The sequence below is a fragment of the Streptomyces sp. LUP47B genome, assembly GCF_001746295.1.
In the GTDB taxonomy this organism is placed as follows: domain Bacteria; phylum Actinomycetota; class Actinomycetes; order Streptomycetales; family Streptomycetaceae; genus Streptomyces.
The window spans coordinates 521,010-538,287 of the sequence record NZ_MJAH01000002.1 but is presented as its reverse complement, the minus strand read 5'-3'; the positions used below and the strand labels follow the sequence as shown (position 1 = coordinate 538,287).

Genomic DNA, 17,278 nt, shown 5'->3' with positions numbered 1-17,278 from the left:
CCTTTCGAAGGTGGCTACTGGGGAAGGGAGTTGGGGACGGTCATTCAGGCGGAGACCTCGGCTCGCAGACGCCGTAGCCGGTGCATGACCTCATTGGTGCCGCGGCCGAAGTAGTCGTGCAGGAGCCGGTATTCGGCGTAGAGGCGGTCGTAGGCCGCGGCGCGTTCCGGGTCCGGCTGGTAGACGCCGCGGTCGGCCTTGCCCATGGACCGGGCGGCCACCTGGATGTCGGGGTACGCCCCCGCAGCCACCGCGGCGTGCATCGCCGCACCGAGAGCGGGGCCCTGGGCGGAGCCGATGACGCCGAGGGGGCGGCGGGTGACGTCGGCGTAGATCTGCATGAGCAGGGCGTTCTTCGTCAGACCGCCGGCGATGATCAGCTCACCGACCGGCACCCCGGATGTCTCGAACGCCTCGATGATCGTGCGGGTGCCGAAGGCGGTGGCCTCCAGCAGCGCGCGGTAGACGTCCTCGGGCCGGGTCGACAGGGTCAGGCCGACCATCACACCGCTGAGGTCGTGGTCGACCAGGACGGAACGGTTGCCGCTGTGCCAGTCCAGCGCGATCAGCCCGTGCTCGCCCACCCGTTGTCCGGCCGCGAGAGCCGTCAGGTGTTCGTGCGCGTCACGGCCGAGGGCGGCGGCCTGTTCGGCGTACGCGGCGGGGAATCCGGTGCGTACGAACCAGCCGAAGATGTCGCCGACGCCGCTCTGTCCGGCCTCATAGCCCCACAGGCCCTTCAGGATGCCGCCGTCGACGACACCGCACATGCCGGGCACCGTCTCGTGGCGGTCGGAGCTCATCACATGGCAGGTCGAGGTGCCCATGATGGCGACCATCTGCCCCGGCTCCACCGCGCCCGCCGCGGGTGCCGTCACATGGGCGTCGACGTTGCCCACGCAGACCGCGATGCCCTCGGGCAGTCCGGTCCAGGCCGCCGCCTCGGCCGTCAACCCACCCGCCAGGCCGCCGAGTTGGCCGATCGGCTGCTCCAGTTTCTCCGTCACGAAGTCGGCGAAGCCGGGGTTGAGCGCCTCCAGGTAGGCGCGGGAGGGGTAGGCGCCGTCCTGGAGCTGACCCTTGTAGCCGGCGGTGCAGGCATTGCGGACGTACGTCCCGCACAGCCGCCAGACGATCCAGTCCGCCGCCTCCACCCACCGCTCCGTGCGGTCGTAGATCTCGGGGTCCTCCTCCAGCACCTGGAGGGCCTTGGCGAACTCCCACTCGGAGGAGATCTTCCCGCCGTACCGCGGGAGCCACGGCTCCTTCCGTTCGGCGGCCAGTGCGGTGATGCGGTCGGCCTGTGCCTGGGCCGCGTGGTGGCGCCACAGCTTGACGTAGGCGTGCGGGCGGGAGGCGTACCCGGGCAGCTCGCACAGGGGCGTGCCGTCGGCCAGGACCGGCAGCACCGTGCAGGCGGTGAAGTCCGTGCCGATGCCGATCACTTGATCAGGGCGTACACCGGCTGCCGCGAGCGCTGCCGGCACCGCGTGGCGGAGCACGTCGACGTAGTCCGACGGGACCTGGAGGGCCCAGTCCGGGGGCAGTCCCGTACCGTCCGGCAGTTCCCGGTCCAGGACCGCGTGCCGGTACGCGTGCTCGGCCGTCCCCAACTCCGCGCCGTCGCGCACACGGACCACCACGGCCCGTCCGGACAGCGTTCCGAAGTCGACTCCTACGACGCAGGGTTCGGGGTTCGTGGCTGTCTCTTGTCCGGCGTTCACCGGCGGCCTCCTCCACACTCAGGTGTTCGACATATCGATCTGCGTTCGGAGAAAAACGAGCGAAGGGTCCGCGAAGTCACCCACCGGCGCCCTAACTCCGGCTCCTGCCGAAGTAACGAGCGCGCGCCCGGTCGAGCAGGATGGCGACGCCGAGGACCGCTCCCTGGACGACCTGCTGGTCGTAGGGGCTGACCTTGAGGGCGAGCAGACCGTTGGTGATGAACTCCAGCAGGATCGCGCCCGCCGCGATCCCCGCGATACGGCCCTCACCGCCCGAGAGCGACATCCCGCCGACCACCGCGGCGGCGATCGCGGTCAGTTCCCAGCCGGCGCCGACCGAGGGGTCGGCCACGTTCATACGGCCGATCACCAGGATGCCGACCAGGCCGGCGAGGGCCGCGCTGGCGACGTAGGTGGAGGTGATCCGGCGGGCGGTCGGGATGCCGGCCAGCCGGGCGGCCTCCTTGTTGCCGCCGACCGCGTAGATCTGGCGGCCCACGTAGGTGCGCTCCAGGACGAACCAGGCGACGGCCGCCGCGCCGACGAAGAACAGGGCGGGGACCGGTATTTCGCCGAGGTAGTACTGGCTCAGGTTGCTGAACATCGGGTCGAGGTTGTTGATGGGCGAGCCGCTGGTGATCGCGAGTGCCGTGCCCTGCGCGACGGTGTAGGTGACCAGGGTGATCACGAAGGGCGGCACGTTGAGGCGGGTGACCATGATGCCGTGCCAGAGACCGACGCAGGCGGTGATCACCAGCGTGAGCAGGATCGCGAGGGGGGCGGGCAGGCCCTCGTTGACGTTCAGCCAGCCGGCCAGGATGCCGGCCAGACCGGCCAGCGCACCCACCGACAGGTCGATGCCACCGGTCAGGATGACCAGCGCCTCACCGATCGCGAGGATCCCGACCTGCGAGAGGTCACGGCCCATCACCTGGAGGTTGCCCACCGCGGTGTACGTCTCCGCGTTGGCGGCGATCGCCACGAACACCACCACGCAGGCGATGATCACGCCGGCCTCCGGGGAGGCGGCGAGTCTGCGGGCGAGGGTCGATGCGGCCGAACGGGAGCGCGGCGCGACCTCGTTCGGGGCGAGCGTGGTCTGCGCGCTCATGCTGTGGCTCCGTTCGTCACTTGGTGCTCATCGAGGGAATTCGCCGATCGGTGCTCATCGAGCGAGGTGGTGCCGGCCGCGGCCGTCATGATCCGCTCCTTGGTGGCGTCGGCCCGGTCGATGACCGTGACAACCCGCCCGTGGTTCATCACCGCGATGCGGTGGCAGATCCACAGCAGTTCCTCCAGCTCGGAGGAGGCGACCACGATCCCCATGCCCTGCTCGGCCGCGTGGTCGATCAGCTTGTAGATCTCCGCCTTCGCGCCCACGTCCACGCCACGGGTCGGCTCGTCGAGCAGCAGCAGGCGCGGTTCGGCGGCGAACGCCCGGCCGAAGATGGCGCGTTGCTGGTTGCCGCCGGACAGCGAGCCGATCGGCTGTTCCACCGACTGCATCCGCACGTTGACGTTCTCGGTGATCTTCCGTGCCTCGGCGCGTTCCCGGCCCGGTGCGAGCAGACCCCGGGTGCTGATCCGCTTGAGCACCGAGACGACGACGTTCGCCCGGATGGACGCGAACAGGACGAGCGACTGCTCCTTGCGGTCCTCGGGGATCAGCGCGATCCCGGCCGCCACGCCGTCGCCCGCGCCTCGCGGCCGGTAGGGCGTGCCGCCCAGCAGCATCCGGCCGCCGGTCGAGGGCTGTGCCCCGGCGATCGTGTGGACCAGGCGGCTGCGGCCCGAGCCCATCAGACCGGCCACGCCCAGGATCTCGCCCTCGCGTACGTCCAGGTCGACGGGTCCGAGGCCGTCCGCGGTCAGGCCCTCGGCCTGGAGCAGGACCGGGCTCGTCGCGGGCGGTGCCTTCGGTTCGCCCTGCGCGACCTCGCCGCCGACCATCTCCCGGATCAGTCGTTCCTCACTGGCCTCGGCGGGTTCGAGGTCGGCGACCAGCCTGCCGTTGCGCAGGACCAGGACACGGTCGCTGATCTCCCGCACCTCGTCGAGGCGGTGTCCGATGAACAGCACGGTGCCGCCGCGGTCGGCGAGTTGGCGGGCCAGGCCGAGCACCATCCGGGCCTCGACCGGCCCCAGTGAGGAGGTCGGCTCGTCCAGGATCAGCAGCTTGGGTTCGCGGCCCCAGGCCTTGGCGATCTCGATCATCTGGCGGGTCGGCACCGGAAGGGTGCGGACCTCCCGGTTCACCTCGATCGTCTCGGCGGACAGACCGATCTCCGCGAGCATCGCCTTCGCCTCGGCCCGCTGTGCCGTACGGTCCACCAGCAGCCGTCGCTTCGATTGCCGCGGGCGGCGGCCGAGGAGCAGGTTCTCGGCCACCGAGAGCTGTCCGACCAGCGGGAACTCCTGGGAGACCATGGCGATGCCGAGCTGTCCTGCGGCCTCGGTGGACCCGGCGGCGAGGGGCTCCCCGTCGATGAGGATCTCGCCGCCGTCCCGGTGCACCGATCCGGCGAGCGTGCCCATCAGCGTGGACTTCCCGGCGCCGTTCTCGCCGACCACACCGATCACCTGGCCGGCGTAGAGGTCGAGTTCGGGCAGGTCGAGGACGCGCACCGGTCCGTAGGACTTGTGCACCCCCCGCAGCCGCGCGGTGACCGCGCGGTCCGGGGTGATGTCCGGGACGTTCTTCGTGGCCGTCATGCTCAGCCGATCCCGAGCTGCGACTCGAGGGACTGGTACGCGCTCAGGTCGGACTTGGTGACCAGGCCCACGCCGGAGCTCAGGGTCGAACCGTCCTTCTCCAGGTACGGCTTGACGAGCGCCATCGTCTTGTCCTTGCCCAGCACCTTCTCCGCGGCCAGGATGTACGCCCCGGTGTAGCCCTGCTGGTACGGCATCTGCACGACGGTCCCGGAGATCACGCCGGACTTGATGAACTTCAGCGTCTGGGCGTCGGAGTCGTCGGAGACGATGTGCACGGTCGAGGTCTTTCCGGCCGAGGTGACGGCCTGGGCCAGCGCGGGACCGTCGTAGGAGTAGACGCCGTACAGGCCGTTGACGTCCGGGTTGTTGGCGAGGATGGTCTCCGCGTCCGAAGTCGCCGTGCTGGCCTGGAGGTTGTCGTTGACCTTCTGGGCTACCGTGATCTTGGTGCCCTTGAGCGCGGCCTCGAAGCCGGCGATGCGCTGGGTGGCGTTGGAGGCGGTGAGGGAGCCGACCAGGATCGCGACCTTGCCCTTGCCGCCGAGCACCTGCTTCATCGCGGTGCCCGCCTGGAAGCCGGCGGTGTAGTTCGGGGTGCCCAGGTAGAGCGAGGCGGCGTCGGTGCCCGGCAGCGGGGAGTCGATCGCGAGGACGCCGATGCCCTTCTGGACGTCGGTGTGGATGGTCCCCGCGGCCGACGTCGGGTCGATCGCCGAGATCGAGTAGCCGGTCACGCCCTGCGAACGCAGCGTCTCCAGCTCCGAGTTCTGCTCGGTCAGCTTGCCGCCGGGCGGGGCGAAGTAGGTGCACTTGCCCTTCGCGATGCCGAGGTCGGAGCAGCCCTTGAGGAAGCCGACCTGACCAGCCTTCCAGTAGTCGGCGGCCACGTTCACGACCATCGCGATGTCGACCTTGGACAGGTCCTTGCCGGCCAGCGCGGACTTCAGCGCCGCGTCGAGCTTGGCGAGGTTCGTCTGGTTGAAGGTGACCGAGCCGGCCAGCGTGACCGGGGCGGCGGCCTTGGTACCGGCCGAGCTGGACGCGTCGGAGCCGCCCGCGCTCTTGGAGCAGCCTGCGGCGGCGAGCGAGAGGAGCACGGCGGTCGCGGTGACCAGGGTGCGGGACCTTCTGGTGCGGAGCATGGGAATCAGCGCCCTTCTTGGCGTGTCTGGTTGGCGTGTCTGATTGATGTGTCTGATTGGCGTGTCTGGTTGGTGTCTTCGGGACGGGTGGGAACGCGGGGAACGCACACCTGTTCACGGGCATGCCGGTGCCGGGTGGGCGGAGCAGGTGGGGGCCACTTTGAAAGCGGTACGTGGCGGAGGGCGCCGTAGTCGCCGGGCGGGGGGCTCAGGGGGTGAGCGCGGCGAGGGCAGCGAGGGCGCCGGAATGCCTGAGGGAGCCTCAGGACCGGGGAGGAGCCGACCGCTCGGGGCGGTGGGCGGGGTGGAGCCGTCGTGCGTCGGGGACGTCAGGGCCGATCACTCATGGTCGGCACGGTGGCTGCCCGAACGGCACTCGGCTCACAACAGGGCTTGGTGATAAGCGTGTTAACACCGGAGCGGCGGCTAGCAGGGACGGGTCATGTGGGACTTTCCGTTCGGGGTCGCGGGCGGGTCGCCGAGGTCCGCACGACGAGGCTGGGCGGGATGACGATGTGGGGCCTCTCGCCGGATGCCGGGATCCCGGCGTCCGGATCACCGACGAGCTCGATCAGCGCCCGCAGGGCACGGCGGCCGAGTTCGTCGAAGTCCTGGCGGACGGTGGTAAGCGACGGGCCGAAGTACTCGGCCTCCGGCATGTCGTCGAAACCCACGACGCTGATGTCCTCGGGCACCCGGCGCCCTGCCTGCTGCAGGGCCCGCAGCAGACCGAGGGCCAGGTGGTCGTTGGCGCAGAACACCGCGGTGACCTCGGGGTCGGCGGCGATCCGACGGCCGTGCTCGTATCCGGTACGAGCCGTCCAGTCGGCGCCGGCCGACGGTTCGGGCACGGGAGCCCCGCGCTTCTCCAGGGTGGCGCGCCAGCCGGTCTCACGTTCCTGCGCGTCGAGCCAGGAACGCGGTCCGACCAGGTGGTGCACCGTGCGATGGCCGAGGTCGAGCAGGTAGGAGGTGGCCAGTTCGGCACCCGCCTCGTTGTCCACGGCGACCGAGACCAGCGCGGTGTGGGTGCCGCAGCCGACCGCGACGAGGGGCACGTCCGCCGGCACGTTGGCCAGTGCGCCCACCGCGGCGGTCTGCGGCGCGATGACGACGATCCCCGCCACGTTCTGGTCGCGCAGCCGGTCCACGGCGTCCAGCACCGAAGACCGGTCGAGTGAGCCAACTGCCGCCACGGTGACGAAGTACTCGTGCTCCCTGGCCGCCTGCTCGATGCCGTAGAGCATGCAAGCTGGGCCGTACAGCGTGGTGTTGAAGCTGATCACACCCAGGGTGCGGGTGCGGCGGGTCGCCAGGGTGCGGGCGGCGGCGTTGGGCCGGTAACCGAGCTCACGGACGGCGGCGAGCACGCGTTCCCGGGTGCGGGGCCGGACGTTGGGGTGGTCGTTGAGGACCCGGGAGACGGTCTGGTGCGAGACTCCCGCGATCCGGGCCACGTCCGCCATCACCGGTGCGCGATCGCCGTCCATGTCCCGCCTCCTCACACACCGTCGTGTTGTCGTCGATCAGCTGCTTCTCCGGTGGGAGCGGCAGCTGTTGAGCGAATTGTTAGCGCACACATTCTTCGGGGGCAAGGCAGCCCAGACCCCTCGATCACGGGTTTTCCGGTCTTCGACGCGCAGGCAAAGAGCCACGTGACCTGGAAGTTCCGTCCAGCCGGACGTCTCTTCCGGCATCACCGCCCGCCCGGGTAAACAGACGGCACAGCTTTTGTTTCCGCAGTCTTGACTGTTCGACCGTGTTGACCAGGTATTCATCGGGCCGTAAAAAGACGGTGCCACAAGAGCGGCCGTCCAGCTCGCCGACCGCGCGAGAACGGCACCCGCACCAGTCCCTCCACTCCGGACCGATGAACTGCCCTGACCAGCAGTGACACTCCCCACGACGCTGCTCGATCTGCAGATCTCCAGTCCGGCCCTCCCCCTCCCTCCCCCCTCCACCCTCCCCTCGCCCTCCGGTACGGCTGGCACGTGCGCCGATGAGGGCCCCGGATGTTAGCGCCCACATTTCTGTCTCCCGGAGCACATGGCGCCGGACGAGAGAAGAACCCACGACGGAAGAGGTTCACCGTGACAGGCCGAGTGAGTCGAGCGAGTCGAGTGACAGGCCGAGTGAGAAGTCGGGTGGGAAGCCGGGTGGGAAGTCGGCTGCGAAGCCCGCGCCGGAGAGGGCTCCTGCTGACACTGGGCGCGATCCTCACCCTCATCGGGGGCGTCCTGGCCGGGGTCGTAGGCACCGCGGGCACAGCGGCGGCCGCCACCTCCCTGCCCTGCGACATCTACGCCTCCGCGGGCACACCGTGCGCCGCGGCACACAGCACCACGCGGGCGCTCTACGCCTCCTACAGCGGCTCCCTCTACCAGGTCAAGCGCGCTTCGGACGGCGCGACCACCAACATCGGCGTCCTCAGCGCGGGCGGCTACGCCAACGCGGCGGCCCAGGACTCCTTCTGCTCCGGGACGACCTGCACCATCACCAAGATCTACGACCAGAGCTCGCACCACAACGACCTGACCATCGAGGGGCCGGGCGGCAACGGCGGCCAGGATGTGGGCGCGATCGCCGACGCCCTCCCCGTGACGGTCGGCGGCCACGCGGCGTACGGCGTCTTCGTGTCCGCCGGCGTCGGCTACCGCGACAACAGCACCACGGGCATCGCCACCGGCAGTTCCGCCGAGGGCGCGTACATGGTGACCAGCGGCCACCATGTGAACAACCGCTGCTGCTTCGACTACGGCAACGCCGAGACGTCCGGCAACGACACCGGCAACGGCCACATGGACGCGATCAACTTCGGTACGGAGTGCTGGTTCTCGTGTTCCGGCGCCGGATCGGGCCCCTGGGTCGAGGCGGACCTGGAGAACGGGCTCTTCTTCGGAGGGAACGGCGCGAACTCGAACAACAAGGGCAACTCCAGCGAGTACGTCACCGCCTTGGAGAAGAACAACGGCACGACCACCTACGCGATCAAGGGCGGCAACGCCCAATCGGGCTCACTGACCACCTGGTACAACGGGGCCTTGCCCAACCTCGGCGGATACACGCCGATGCACTTGGAGGGCGCCATCGTCCTCGGCACCGGCGGTGACAACAGCAACGGCTCCGACGGCTCCTTCTTCGAGGGCGTCATGACCTCCGGCTACCCGACCGACGCCGCCGACAACGCCGTACAGGCCAACATCACCTCGGTCGGCTACACCACCCCCGCCGCGAACTTCCCGGTCACCGGCACCGCGTACCGCCTGACCAACGCCAACTCCGGCAAGGTCCTGGACGCGGTCAACTGCGGCACGGGCAACGGCACTTCGATCGACATCTGGGCCTCACTCGGCAACACCTGCCAGCAGTGGAAGTTCGCGAGCGCGGGCAACGGCCACTACACGATCTCCAACGTCAACAGCGGCACGGTCCTGGACGACAAGAACTGCGGGCAGAGCAACGGCACGGCCGTCCAGCTGTGGGCCTCGCTCGGCAACACCTGCCAGCAGTGGGACGTCACCAAGGTCGGCAGCCACTACACGATCAGCAACGTCAACACCGGTATGACGCTGGACGTGGCGAACTGCGGAACGGCCAACGGCACGGCGGTCCGGCAGTGGCAGCAGCTCGACAACGCGTGCCAGCAGTGGAACATCGCGCCCTGACCTGACGGTCGGCGCCACCGCGGGCCCGTCGGCTCCCTCCCCGCCGACGGGCCCGCGCTTCACCGGTTCATCCGGGTTCACCTGGTTACCCCTGACACGAAGGAACTGCCGCATGCCCACAGAAGCCGCCGGACCGTCCCGCAGGACCGTCCTGACCGCCATCGGTGTCACGTCCCTGGCCGGTACCTTCGCCGGTTCCGTTCCAGCTGTCGCCGCTCCCGCAGCCGTGGCAGCTCCCGTCGACCTCCCTGCCGCGGCCGCGCACTGGAGCTTCGACGAAGGCTCCGGCACCACCGCCGCCGACGCGTCCGGCAACGCCCACACCGCCACGCTCCAGGGCGCGGCCGGCTGGGACACCGGCAAGGTAGGCGCCCACAGCATGAGCCTCACGGCGGGCGGCAACGCCACCGCGTCCGACCCGGTCGTCGACACCTCGAAGGCCTTCTCGGTGGCCGCCTGGGTCAACCTCGCCCAACTGGGCGGCTACCAGACCGCAGTCAGCATCGACGGCAAGGTCGTCAGCGCCTTCTACCTGGGCCTACGAGACGACACCGGCACCTTCGCCTTCGCCCGACTCGCGTCCGACGCCACCCAGGGAGCCGCCGTCGCAGCCGCCGCCTCCGCCCCGACCGCCGGTACCTGGACCCACCTGGTCGGCGTCAGCGACGCCGCGGAAGGCGTCACCCGCCTGTACGTCAACGGCGTACTGGAAGGGGAGGCGGCCTACACCGCGGGCTGGGCCGGCACAGGGGCGACCGCCATCGGCCGCGCGCTGTACGGCGGCGGACAGGTCGACCAGTGGCACGGCCTGATCGACGACGTACAGCTGTTCCCGACCGCCCTCACCTCGGACCAGGTGGCGACGCTGGCCGGCGTCCCGGTGGAATCGACGACACCGCTGCTGAGCGTGGACGTAGCGCATCCTGCGCACGCGGTCTCCCCCATCCTCCCGGGTCTGATGTTCGAGGACATCAACCACTCCGGCGAGGGCGGCATCTACGCCGAACTGGTCCAGAACCGCTCGATGATGGCCAGCGACACGTCACCGGTCCACTGGTCCGCGGTGGGCGGCACAACGCTGACGTTGGACACGGCGACGCCATTGAACGAGGCGCTGAACCGCTCCCTCAAGGTGGTGCTGCCGAGCGGTACAGGGGCCGGCAGCCGAGCGGGTGTTGCGAACGACGGCTTCTGGGGCATCCCGGTCCGCCCCCGAACCACGTACACGGCCCGCCTGTTCGCGAAGGCGTCGCGCAGGATCGGTCCCCTCACGGTGTCGATCGAGTCGGCGGACGGAGGGACGGTCTACGCCTCGGCGCGAATCCCGCACATCGGTACGGCCTTCCCTGACCGCCCCTTCGAACTGACCCTGCGCACAGGTGCGGGCGCCCCGGTGACGGGCGACGCAAGGCTGACCGTCACCACGGCCAACCCGACCGCCGCGGGCGAGACGCTGTGGCTCCAGCACGTCTCCCTCTTCCCGCCCACATACAACAACCGCCCCAACGGCCTGCGCATCGACCTGATGGAGAAGCTGGTCGCCCTGAAGCCGAAGTTCCTGCGCTTCCCCGGCGGCAACTTCCTCGAGGGCAACACGATCGCGACCCGCTTCAACTGGAAGAACACGATCGGCCCGGTCTGGGAACGCCCGGGCCACATGGACGACGCGTGGGGTTACTGGTCGACGGACGGACTGGGTCTCATGGAGTACCTGCACTGGGTAGAGGACATGAAGGCCCAGCCGGTCCTGGCGGTGTTCGCCGGATACACCCTGAGGGGCGACCACGTCACGGGCGACGCGCTCAAGCCGTACATCCAGGACGCCCTGGACGAGATCGAGTACGTGACGGGCCCGGTCACCAGCACCTGGGGCGCCCGGCGTGCGGCGGACGGCCACCCGAAGCCGTTCCCACTGGAGTACGTGGAGATAGGCAACGAGGACTGGTTCGACGGGTCGGGCTCGTACGACTCCCGCTTCACGGACTTCTACGACGCGATCAAGGCGAAGTACCCGCACCTGAAGCTGATCGCGACGACAACGGTGACAAGCCGCACCCCGGACCTCATAGACGAGCACTATTACCTGGCCCCGTCCGCAGCCCAGGCCGCCACCCACAAGTACGACAACCGCGACCGCGCCTCGACGAAGGTCTTCGTAGGCGAGTGGGCGGCACAGGAGGGCCGCCCGACCCCTGACCTCAACGCGGCCCTGGGCGACGCGTCCTGGCTGGCGGGCCTGATCCGCAACTCCGACCAGGTGTTGATGGAGTGCTACGCCCCGTTGTTCTCCCACGTGAAGAACAACGTCTGGGCGACGAACCTGATCGCCTACGACAACCTCACGAGCTACGTCTCCCCCAGCTACTGGGCCCAACAGATGCTGACGAGCAGGCTGGGCGAGACGGTCCTCCCGGCCACGGCACGCGCACTGCCGGGCTTGGCGACGGTGGCCACGCGCTCCGGGAAGCGGCTGTATCTCGCGGTGGTGAACTACGGGACGGTGAAGGTGGATGTGCCGGTGGAGCTGCGGGGCTTGGCGAAGGGGGTCAGGAAGACCGCCACGGCCACGGTCCTGACGGGCCCGTCACCGACGGCTACAAACACCCTGACCGACCCCGACGCACTCGTGCCCACGTCCAGGACGGTGACCGGCGCGGCGGCGACGTTCACGAGCACGCTGCCACCGCTGTCGGTGACGGTCCTGGAACTCACCTTGACCTGATACCTGTCACGCGTCAGCCCTGCTGGATGTCGGTGATCTCCACGGAGAGCTCCGTGCTGCTCGCCGAAGCGGTGCTGATCAGAGACGGTCTGTAGCTGAGGCTGGTCTGGTTCGTCAGCTCGGCGGTCTGGATGACCGGCCCGGACTCGTCGCCGTGGATCTCGTAGGTGATCTCGAAGACGGCGTCCAGGTCGAGGTCCCCACTGCTGCCCAGGTAGGTGAGCTCCGGTGCCACAGTCACGTTGCAGCCGGCTGATCCGAAGCACTGCCGCGCGGTGGTGCGCAGGTCGATCGAGAAGCTGTCGGCGTCGACGTCGGCGTACGTCGGTTCCGAGTCCGGCTCCCTGATCGGGCTGACGGCGTCCGTGTCCGGGACGCTCGATCCCGCGACGCCGGCTGGCTTGTCGTCGTCGTTCGTGGACTGCACGACGACAACGCCTGTGGTGACGATCGCGGCGATCACGGCGGCGGCCGAGCCGATGACGATCGCGCTGGTGCGGTGCCTCCGCGAGGGAGTCGACACCTCGGGCGGCGGGAAGGCGGGCGGCGGCGGAGTGGTGGTCGGATGCGGCGTGGTGGGTGGTGGCGGAGTGGTAGGCGGTGGCGGAGTGCTGTCGATCATCGTCAGTGCCACCCTCCCAGCAGACCCGGGCTGAGCTGGGCCATACAGATGTTGTAGTCGCCGGCCGCGTGGGCCTTCTTCGTCTTCCCGCCGACCGTGACGGAGCAGTGGATGTCCCCGGACCCCTGGAGCTGCGCGGTGACGTTGAAGTACAGGGCGTCGTCGTCGAGGGGCAAGGTGGCCTCGAACTCGCCGTTCTTGAAAGCGCCGTCGCGGTTGTCGGAGTCGGACCCGTAGGTGATGTTGAGCGGTCCGAGGGCGCCGGCGGGTGCGGTGCCCCACACCTTGAAGACGACGACCTTCTTGTCGGCCTTCGACTCGCTGTCGACCTTCTTGTCGCTGCTCTCGGAGTCGTCGGCCGCCTTGTCACTCTTCGGCGTCGAGCCGCTGGCCTTGGTGGTGTCGGCGCTCTTGGAGTCGTTCGAGGTTGAGCCGCCGCCCGCGACGGCGCTGATGAGGGCGATCAGAACGAAGAGACCGACGAGACCGAGACAGCCCAGGCCGATGACCTTCCCCGCGCCGGCCTTCTTCGGTGGCGGCGGAGCGAACGGCGGCTGCCCGTAGGGCTGTTGAGGGCCACCCGATCCTGGCTGCTGCGGCGGGTACTGCTGCTGGCTCATGGTCCCCCCTGGGGCATTTGTCGTGCAGTGCAAGGTGTGTGACTTGCACAGACCCCGAACGGTTTCCTCAAACCGGATGGATTCACCTGATCGAGGTGCACTCAACGCAAATCGAACATCTTTGGTGTCCGACAGGGAGGGGTCCTGTCGCCGCAGCTGATGGCGAAGCCAGTTGGAAGCTTGAGCAACTTCATCGAGCAAGTCGGCCGCAGACCGGATCACCGACCACCTCGGTCCGCTGCTGACCCTCCGGCAGCGCCCTTTGCAGCCCGGCGCCCTCCTCGCGCGGTCCAGGCCTCGCCCGTCGGCGTCGACGTGTCGGCCGACGGCAGGGACTGCCAGTCGACGATCACCGCCGTCGGCGTGCGGTTGCAGGCGTACACTTCTGAGCAAATAGGCCTTTAATTGCTTTATACGGGCACTTCAGGCAGAGGTGTCGTCAGAACTGTCGGATCCGGCGTCCGATCTGCCTGGGAGGTCTGCAGCGAGTGGCCGTCGGCAGCCTTGGGAGGCGCGGGCGGATCACACAGCGCCAGGAGGAAGATTTCTCGATGACCCGGCGCGATGACGTGCGCACCGCGGCGGCCCGGGTGTTCGCCGAGGGCGGCGCGTTCGGCGAACTGCTGTCCGGGATCGACTGGGCGGCGACGCCGCTCGGGCCCCCCGTCTCCTGGCCGGGGCCCCTGGTGGACACCCTGCGCCTCATGCTCACCTCTGAGCACGGGATGGCTCTGTACTGGGGGTCGGAATTCGCCACGCTGTACAACTCGGGCTCCATACCCATTGTCGGCGCCAAACACCCCTGGGCGCTCGGCAGGCCCTACAAGGAGGTGTTCCCCGAGGTCTGGGCCCACCCCGTGAGCTCCCACTTCCACTATGTGACCGACACCCGCAAGCCCCTGCTGGTCCCGGATGAGCTGCTCATCATGGAGCGCCACGGCTTTTTGGAGCAGTGCTACTTCGACTCCGCCTTCCAGCCCGTGCTCCTGGATGACGGCACCGCCGGCGGCGTACTGCAGATCCTCACCGAGACCACCGGCCGGGTACTGGGCGAGCGCCGGCTGCGCCTGCTGAGCGAGACCGGTACGCGCACGGCCGGGCTGCCCACTCCGGGCGAGGTCGCCCGCGTGGTCGCCGAGGTGGCGGGCTCCTACCCCGACGAGATCCCGTTTCTGGGCCTGTACCTGGCTTCCGAGTCAGGGATGCAGCGGCCGGCGGCCTCCACCGGGCTCCGGTCGGCCCCCGAGACCGTCTCGCTGAACGCGGCCGACGGGTCGGAGGCGGCGGCCCGGCTGGCGCAGGTGGTCGCCGACGGTGCCCCGGCCACGCTGCCGGCCGCCGCGTTCACCGGCGGCAGCATGGCCGGGCAGCACGCTGCGGCCTCCCTGCTCCCGGTCGAGCAGGCGCTGGCCCTTCCGCTGCACAGCGCGGGCCAGGTGGAGGGCGTGCTGGTGGTGGGCGTCAACCCCTGCTTCCCCCCGGCCGGGGCCTACCACGACTTCCTGGAGGTGCTCGCCTCGGCTGTGGCCGGGGCGCTGTCGGCCGCGCTCGCGCACGAGGAGCAGCGCAAGCGGGCGGAGGCGCTGACCGAGCTCGACCGGGCCAAGACCACCTTCTTCGCCAACGTCAGCCACGAGTTCCGCACCCCGCTCACCCTGCTCCTGGGCCCGCTCCAGCAGGCCCTGGCCGACGAGGACCGGCCCGAGCGGCGCGAGCAGCTGGAGCTGGCCGAGCGCGGCGCCCTGCGCCTGCTGAAGCAGGTCAACACCCTCCTGGACGTCGCCCGTGCCGAGGCCGGGCAGACGCGCCCCGCCCTCGAGCCGGTCGACCTCGCCGGTGCCACGGCCGAGCTGGCCGGGGTGTTCCGGTCCGCCTTCGAGGCGGCAGGGCTGACGCTGGAGGTGGACTGCCCGCCGCTGCCCAAGCCGGTGCCCCTGGACCGGGAGATGTGGGAGAAGATCATCCTCAACCTGCTCAGCAACGCCCTGAAGTTCACCTTCACCGGCGGCGCCGAGGTGCATGTGGCCGCGGCCCGCGACCGGGCCAGGCTGACCATTACCGACACCGGCACCGGCATCCCCGCGGACGAGCTGCCGCGCCTGTTCGAGCGTTTCCACAGGGTCCGCGGCGCCCGCTCCCGTTCCCACGAGGGCAGCGGCCTCGGCCTCGTGCTGGTCAAGGATCTGGTGGAAGCGCACGGCGGCACCGTCAGCGTGGACAGCAGCCTCGGCCAGGGCACCACCCTCACCGTGGACCTCCCCTTCGCCACCGCCCAGCGGCCCCGCCCGGCCCCGCCCGAGTCCGGCGCCGGATCCCCCGGCGAGATCCCCGGGGAAGGCGGAGGCGGCCGGCCCGGTCGCACGGCGGCCTACGTGGACGAGGCCCTGGGCTGGCTGGCGGCCGACCCCGCCCCCGCCGCGGCCACCTCCGCGGCACGCACCCCGCACGCCCCCGCGACCCACGACGCCCTCCACAGCCCCAGCCCGCACGAATCCGACCGCCCCCACCGGGCCCGCCTGCTGGTCGTCGACGACAACGCCGACATGCGCGCCTACCTCACCCAGCTCCTGCAGCCCGACTACGACGTGCTGCTCGCCGCCGACGGCCTGGCCGCCCTGGATATGGCCCTGGCGCAGCCGGTGGAATTGGTGCTCAGCGACGTGATGATGCCCCGCATGGACGGCTTCGAGCTGGTCCGGGCGCTGCGCGCCGATCCGCGCACCGCCCGCCTGCCCATCGTCCTGCTCACCGCCCGCGCCGGCGAGGAGGAATCCATGCAGGGCCGGCACGCCGGCGCCGACGACTACCTGGCCAAACCCTTCTCCGCGCGCCAGCTGCTGGCGCGTGTCCGCACCGGGTTGGAACTGTCCCGGCTGCGCGAACAGGCCCTGACCGAGACCCGCAACCAGCTGGCCGTGCTGGCCTCCCTGGCCGACGCGGGCCTGCGGCTGTCCGCGACCCTCGACCCGGACCGGATACTGCAGACCGCCGGTCAGGTCCTGCTGCCCGATTTCGCCGACCAGATCAGCATCCACCTCACCGCTGCGGCACCCGCCCCGGCGCAGTCGCCCCCGCCGTACATAGCCGGCACCCCCGTCCTTGCCCGCGAGGCCCTGGTCACCGCCGCCACCCGCGCGATCAACGGCACCGCCCCAGCCTCAGTCGGCCCGCACCCGGCGCCCGCCGCCGTGCTGGCCCTGCCGCTGCACGCCCACGACCAGACGCTGGGGGCCCTGGTACTGGTCCGGCAGACCGGCGGCTATTCCGCGGTCGAACGCAAGTATCTGGAGAACCTCGCCCACCGCCTGGCCCTGGCCTACGACAACGCCACCCGGTACCACAACGAGCGCCGCCTCGCCCTGACCCTGCAGCGCGCCCTGCTGCCCCACCACCTGCCCCAGCTGCCCGGAGTGCGCCTGGCCACCCACTACCGGGCCAGCAACCGCGGCGCCGAGATCGGCGGCGACTGGTACGACGTTCTCGCCCTGCCCGACGGCGCCGTGGGGCTGGCCATCGGCGACGTCATGGGCCACGACGTGGAAGCCGCCATCCTGATGGGCCAACTCCGCTCCGCCCTGCACAGCCTCGCCCTGGAGGGCGCCGGCCCGGCCCAGGTGCTGACCAGGCTGGACGCCTACCTGCAGTCGCTCACCACCGACCGCTTCGCCACCTGCCTCTACGCGGTCTACGACCCCAACCAGCACCGCCTGCGCTACGCCGCCAGCGGCCACCTGCCGCCCCTCCTGATAGCCGCCGACACCGCCTACCTGGAGCTGCCCCCGGCACTGCCCCTGGGTCTGGGCAGCACCCCGGCCGACCGCGAGGTGCCGTTCCCACCCGGCACCGGCCTGCTGCTGTACACCGACGGCCTGGTGGAAAACCGGGCCCTGTCCCTGGACGATGGCCTGACGGCCCTACGACAAACCTGCGCCGCGCTCCCCGCCACCGCCCGCTCCGACCCCCAGCGAATCACCGAACGGGCCCTGGAACTCCTGAACACCCCCGACCGGGTCGACGACGACGCGGCCCTGCTGGCAGCCACCGCCGAACCATCACGTTGAACCGGCG

Annotated in this window: 10 protein-coding genes; 3 read left to right on the top strand and 7 right to left on the bottom strand. The window is 70.1% G+C overall.

The features are described from left to right. Window positions 1-44: 44 nt before the first annotated feature. The 5 genes from araB to BFN33_RS08960 all read right to left on the bottom strand — a co-directional run bounded on the left by araB (window position 45) and on the right by BFN33_RS08960 (window position 7,071). Window positions 45-1,724: a ribulokinase gene (gene araB, locus BFN33_RS08980; protein ID WP_069759366.1), complete on the bottom strand. Its 1,680-nt coding sequence runs from the start codon at window positions 1,722-1,724 to the stop codon at window positions 45-47. A gap of 91 nt (window positions 1,725-1,815) precedes the next feature. Continuing rightward, a complete protein-coding gene (locus BFN33_RS08975; protein WP_079140728.1) occupies window positions 1,816-2,835 on the bottom strand; it encodes an ABC transporter permease in 1,020 nt (339 codons plus the stop codon). Continuing rightward, window positions 2,832-4,436, bottom strand: a complete 1,605-nt coding sequence (locus BFN33_RS08970) for a sugar ABC transporter ATP-binding protein (RefSeq protein WP_069759365.1) — start codon at window positions 4,434-4,436, stop codon at window positions 2,832-2,834. Before BFN33_RS08970 ends, BFN33_RS08975 begins: the two co-directional genes overlap by 4 nt. Before the next feature lie 2 nt (window positions 4,437-4,438). Next, window positions 4,439-5,581, bottom strand: coding sequence for a substrate-binding domain-containing protein (locus BFN33_RS08965; RefSeq protein WP_069759364.1), 1,143 nt, complete (start codon window positions 5,579-5,581; stop codon window positions 4,439-4,441). A 440-nt stretch (window positions 5,582-6,021) separates the two neighbouring features. Beyond that, window positions 6,022-7,071: a substrate-binding domain-containing protein gene (locus BFN33_RS08960; protein WP_256122695.1), complete on the bottom strand. Its 1,050-nt coding sequence runs from the start codon at window positions 7,069-7,071 to the stop codon at window positions 6,022-6,024. 666 nt (window positions 7,072-7,737) lie between these two features. On the opposite strand from BFN33_RS08960, the gene BFN33_RS08955 reads away from it, so the two are divergent. Together BFN33_RS08955 and BFN33_RS08950 are read left to right on the top strand one after the other, a co-directional pair. Next, window positions 7,738-9,246, top strand: coding sequence for an arabinofuranosidase catalytic domain-containing protein (locus BFN33_RS08955; RefSeq protein ID WP_069759663.1), 1,509 nt, complete (start codon window positions 7,738-7,740; stop codon window positions 9,244-9,246). Window positions 9,247-9,358: 112 nt separating this feature from the next. Next, on the top strand, window positions 9,359-11,968 hold the full coding sequence (locus BFN33_RS08950; protein ID WP_069759363.1) for a LamG-like jellyroll fold domain-containing protein: 2,610 nt from the start codon (window positions 9,359-9,361) through the stop codon (window positions 11,966-11,968). Between the two features lie 13 nt (window positions 11,969-11,981). Here the strand turns inward: BFN33_RS08950 and BFN33_RS08945 are convergent, their stop codons facing one another. Together BFN33_RS08945 and BFN33_RS54215 are read right to left on the bottom strand one after the other, a co-directional pair. Continuing rightward, a complete protein-coding gene (locus BFN33_RS08945) occupies window positions 11,982-12,590 on the bottom strand; it encodes a hypothetical protein (protein WP_069759362.1) in 609 nt (202 codons plus the stop codon). 2 nt (window positions 12,591-12,592) lie between these two features. Continuing rightward, window positions 12,593-13,210 (bottom strand): hypothetical protein, encoded by a 618-nt coding sequence (locus tag BFN33_RS54215; RefSeq protein ID WP_256122694.1) that lies wholly within the window; start codon window positions 13,208-13,210, stop codon window positions 12,593-12,595. 551 nt (window positions 13,211-13,761) lie between these two features. Between BFN33_RS54215 and BFN33_RS08935 the strand changes: the two genes are divergently transcribed. Then, a complete protein-coding gene (locus BFN33_RS08935; protein ID WP_069759361.1) occupies window positions 13,762-17,271 on the top strand; it encodes a SpoIIE family protein phosphatase in 3,510 nt (1,169 codons plus the stop codon). Window positions 17,272-17,278 lie beyond the last annotated feature (7 nt).

Excerpts from the sequence above, each read along its gene's own strand:
- BFN33_RS08975 (WP_079140728.1), bottom strand. The coding sequence starts at position 2,835 with ATGAGCGCGCAGACCACGCTCGCCCCGAACGAGGTCGCGCCGCGCTCC.
- BFN33_RS08970 (WP_069759365.1), bottom strand. The coding sequence starts at position 4,436 with ATGACGGCCACGAAGAACGTCCCGGACATCACCCCGGACCGCGCGGTC.
- BFN33_RS08965 (WP_069759364.1), bottom strand. The coding sequence starts at position 5,581 with ATGCTCCGCACCAGAAGGTCCCGCACCCTGGTCACCGCGACCGCCGTG.
- BFN33_RS08960 (WP_256122695.1), bottom strand. The coding sequence starts at position 7,071 with ATGGACGGCGATCGCGCACCGGTGATGGCGGACGTGGCCCGGATCGCG.
- BFN33_RS08950 (WP_069759363.1), top strand. The coding sequence starts at position 9,359 with ATGCCCACAGAAGCCGCCGGACCGTCCCGCAGGACCGTCCTGACCGCC.
- BFN33_RS08945 (WP_069759362.1), bottom strand. The coding sequence starts at position 12,590 with ATGATCGACAGCACTCCGCCACCGCCTACCACTCCGCCACCACCCACC.
- BFN33_RS54215 (WP_256122694.1), bottom strand. The coding sequence starts at position 13,210 with ATGAGCCAGCAGCAGTACCCGCCGCAGCAGCCAGGATCGGGTGGCCCT.
- BFN33_RS08935 (WP_069759361.1), top strand. The coding sequence starts at position 13,762 with ATGACCCGGCGCGATGACGTGCGCACCGCGGCGGCCCGGGTGTTCGCC.